The 3,615-nt window shown below is 54.0% G+C and carries 2 protein-coding genes; one reads left to right on the top strand and one right to left on the bottom strand.

The window, feature by feature from the left end; genetic code table 11:
• The first annotated feature begins 322 nt into the window (after window positions 1-322).
• On the top strand, window positions 323-985 hold the full coding sequence (locus tag QZ197_RS15240) for an outer membrane beta-barrel protein (RefSeq protein WP_296433020.1): 663 nt from the start codon (window positions 323-325) through the stop codon (window positions 983-985).
• A 64-nt stretch (window positions 986-1,049) separates the two neighbouring features.
• On the opposite strand, the gene QZ197_RS15235 is transcribed toward QZ197_RS15240, so the two are convergent.
• Complete coding sequence (locus QZ197_RS15235) at window positions 1,050-3,392, bottom strand: DNA topoisomerase IV subunit A (protein ID WP_296433019.1); 2,343 nt, start codon at window positions 3,390-3,392, stop codon at window positions 1,050-1,052.
• Window positions 3,393-3,615: the final 223 nt, after the last annotated feature.

Genomic DNA, 3,615 nt, shown 5'->3' with positions numbered 1-3,615 from the left:
CGATTGTGCCAATGTTTACGTGCGGCTTATTACGTTCAAACTTTGCCTTTGCCATTTTGCAGGGCCCTTAATTTTGTGGGGCCAAAACCGGCCCGGTCCAACATCGCGGGCGATGTATTGGGAAACGAGGGGGAAATCAAGCCTTCACACGTCCCAAGGCCGCCCCAAACTAACTTTTTCACAAAGACCGGCAGTTTTTCCCGTTTCGGGTCTCATGATACTGTGTGCGACGACAAACACCGGTTGAAAATCCGCAATTGGGGGATACCAGCACAGACGCAACCGACCTATATAAGTGGGCAACAGTTTTAGGAGACAGGCCATGACAAATCCAAGATTCACCATAATATTTGCCGCCGCCGCTTTGATTGCAGCACCCGTCTATGCAGAAACCGAACTGTCGTTTTATTTCGGCGGACAATCCTCGCCGCATAGTGTCGTCACAGGCACAGATCCCGGCAATAACGTGGATGACACGCCAGACTTTACTGCCAAATGGGAAGGTCGTTCTTTTGAGGCGCCGATATATTACGGCTGGCGCGCCACGCGGTGGCAAAGCGAAACGTTCGGTTGGGGTGCAGAATTCACGCATGCTAAGGTCTATTCTGATCAGGAAACCCGTGACGAAAGCGGTTTCGACGTCCTGGAATTGACTGACGGTATCAACATACTGACGGTGAATGCATATCGCCGGTGGCCAAACCAATTTGGAGCGTTGACGCCATATGTCGGCGGTGGATTGGGGATTTCAATTCCCCACGTCGAGGTGGAATCGGCCGGAGGTAAGACCAACGGTTATCAAGTTACGGGCGCGGCACTTCGGCTGACCGCTGGCGCAAAATATGCGATCAACGAGACATGGGGCGTGTTTGGTGAATACCAAAACACCGTGTCTTTCAACGATATGGAACTGGACAACGGCGGCGCGCTGGAATCACGCATCATCACAAACGCCCTCAACATCGGTATCAGTTACAGTTTTTGAGAAACGCTAAAGAAACGCTTGGGGCAGTCGTGATTAAACCGCGGCTGCCCCTATTGCGCTGTCGTCAGCTGAATTTGTTGTTCTTAGGAAACCCATAAGGCGGGCGTTTGCCAACACCTGCGCGGGCCGCTTTCCAATCAGACATATCAGGTTCAGTGCGGGTTTTGCCGCCACCCATTTGCCATGACAGCCCCGCGTCCCACTGGAAAGTGGTCAGATCAGACAGGCCACCATCTAGTTCAAGCGTGCCCTGACGCCCTGGCGCTTTCTTGTATTTCTGGATACGCACGCCTTTGCCGCGGCCCATTTCGGGCAGCTCGCTGACATCAAAGACCAGCAGTTTGGCGTTCTCTGATACCACGGCTACATGATCGCCCGCGATACGGTGACAAACCTTGGCGACAGTGTCTTTGACGTTCAGCACCTGCTTGCCCGACCGCGTTTGAGCCACGACGTCTTCTTCTGGGACCACAAATCCGTTGCCCTCGGCTGATGCCACCAACAGCTTTTGGCCCGGTTTGTGGATCAACATATCAACGATTTCGACTTCGTTGGGCAAATCAATCATCAAACGAAGGGGTTCACCCATGCCGCGCCCGCCGGGCAGATTGACAGCGCCAACAGTATAGAACCGGCCATTCGCACCAAAGACCAACAGCTTATCGGTGGTTTCAGCATGAAAAATAAAGCGCGGCGCATCGCCGTCTTTGAATTTCAACTCGCGGGTCAGATCGATATGACCCGTCATCGCGCGAACCCAGCCCATTTCAGAACAGACAACCGTAATCGGCTCTCGCTCAATCATTGCTTCCATCGGCACGTCGACGATCTCGGCGGCCTCGGCAAATTGGGTGCGCCGCGCGCCGCCTGCACTGTCACGTCCAAAAATCTTGCGGGTCTCGCGCAGTTGCTCGGCGATTTTGGCCCATTGCAGATCATCGCTTTCCAGCAAGTCCTCGATACCGGCGCGTTCTGCCATCAACGCATCGCGTTCTGCGACCAATTCCAGTTCTTCCAAGCGGCGCAAACTGCGCAGGCGCATATTCAGGATCGCCTCGGCTTGGACTTCGGACAAGGACACCTCTGGATCGGCACCAGCCACGATAGGCGAAATATAATCAGCCTCTGATGTGGCGCGGATGTGGTCCTTGGACCAGTCTTCGATCATCAAAGCACGCTTTGGATCATCATCGTAACGGATGATATCAATCACACGGTCCAGATGCAGAAAGGCGATGATAAACCCTTCAAGTACCTCAAGACGGTGATCAATCTTTTCCAACCGGTACTTGCTACGGCGGGTCAAAACCTCGCGGCGGTGATCAAGAAAGGCGCGCAGTACTTCTTTGAGGGAACAGACCTTTGGGGTCAGCCCGTCAATCAGCACGTTCATGTTCAGACTGAACCGCGTTTCCAGATCGGAATTGCGAAATAGCATCCCCATAAGCACTTCGGGATCGACAGTCTTGGCACGGGGTTCAAGCACGACACGGACGTCTTCTGCGCTTTCATCGCGCACATCCGCTAGCAGCGGCACTTTCTTTAGCTGGATGACTTCGGCCAGCTTTTCGATCAACTTGGATTTCTGGACCTGATAGGGGATTTCAGTGACGACAATCTGCCACTGGCCGCGCCCTAGATCTTCGATTTCCCATTTGGCACGCAAGCGGAATGAACCGCGACCTGTGCGGTAAGCCTCAGCGATATTTTCGGCCGGTTCAACGATCGTACCGCCCGTCGGAAAGTCCGGTCCGGGAATGTAATTCAACAAAGTATCATCGCGGGCGTCGGGCGATTTGATCATATGCAGACAGGCGTCGATCAATTCATGCAGGTTATGGGGCGGGATGTTCGTCGCCATCCCTACTGCGATACCGGTAGAGCCGTTGGCCAAAAGGTTTGGAAAAGTCGCAGGCAAAACCGTCGGTTCGGTCAGGCGTCCATCATAGTTGTCACGAAAATCAACCGAATCTTCAGCCAGACCTTCAAGCAAGGCTTCGGCAGCGGCGGTCATGCGCGCTTCGGTATAACGCGAGGCGGCAGGGTTATCGCCGTCGATGTTGCCAAAGTTACCTTGGCCATCAACCAACGGATAACGGACGTTAAAGTCCTGCGCCAATCGCGCCATCGCGTCATAGATCGCGGCATCGCCATGCGGGTGGAAATCGCCCATCGTGTCGCCGCTGATCTTGGCGGACTTTAGAAATCCACCGGTCGGCGACAAACGCAAACGCGACATCGCATAAAGAATACGGCGGTGAACCGGCTTCAAACCATCACGGGCGTCAGGCAGTGCGCGGTGCATAATCGTGGAAAGCGCATAAGTCAGATAGCGGTCGCCAATCGCGCGCCGCAGTGTTTCGGTTACGTCGTTCGGGCCAAGGCCGGTGTCACTATCATCACTCATGTTGTCCGGTTTAGCGGTCCGCATTTGTGGCGTAAAGCGGCGAATATTCCCCGTTCATTTCCTGCGGTCACATTGTCTAAGGCAGATGTTCGATTGTTAACGAGTTCTTTGTTTATCTTGCGGGGCCCCTTTATGCCAAAGCTAATCACATTCAGTTGCTTCATGCTTTTCTGGGTCTTTTACGAAATGTCCGGCGGGAGTGATTTTACGCCGCGTGAAAGGG

This window comes from Yoonia sp., from assembly GCF_017854415.1.
Classification (GTDB): Bacteria; Pseudomonadota; Alphaproteobacteria; order Rhodobacterales; family Rhodobacteraceae; genus Yoonia.
This window is presented reverse-complemented; position numbering and strand designations above follow the sequence as displayed.

What these genes read in the sequence shown, in the direction of transcription:
- QZ197_RS15240 (WP_296433020.1), top strand. Translation starts at nt 323, where the DNA reads ATGACAAATCCAAGATTCACCATAATATTTGCCGCCGCCGCTTTGATT.
- QZ197_RS15235 (WP_296433019.1), bottom strand. Translation starts at nt 3,392, where the DNA reads ATGAGTGATGATAGTGACACCGGCCTTGGCCCGAACGACGTAACCGAA.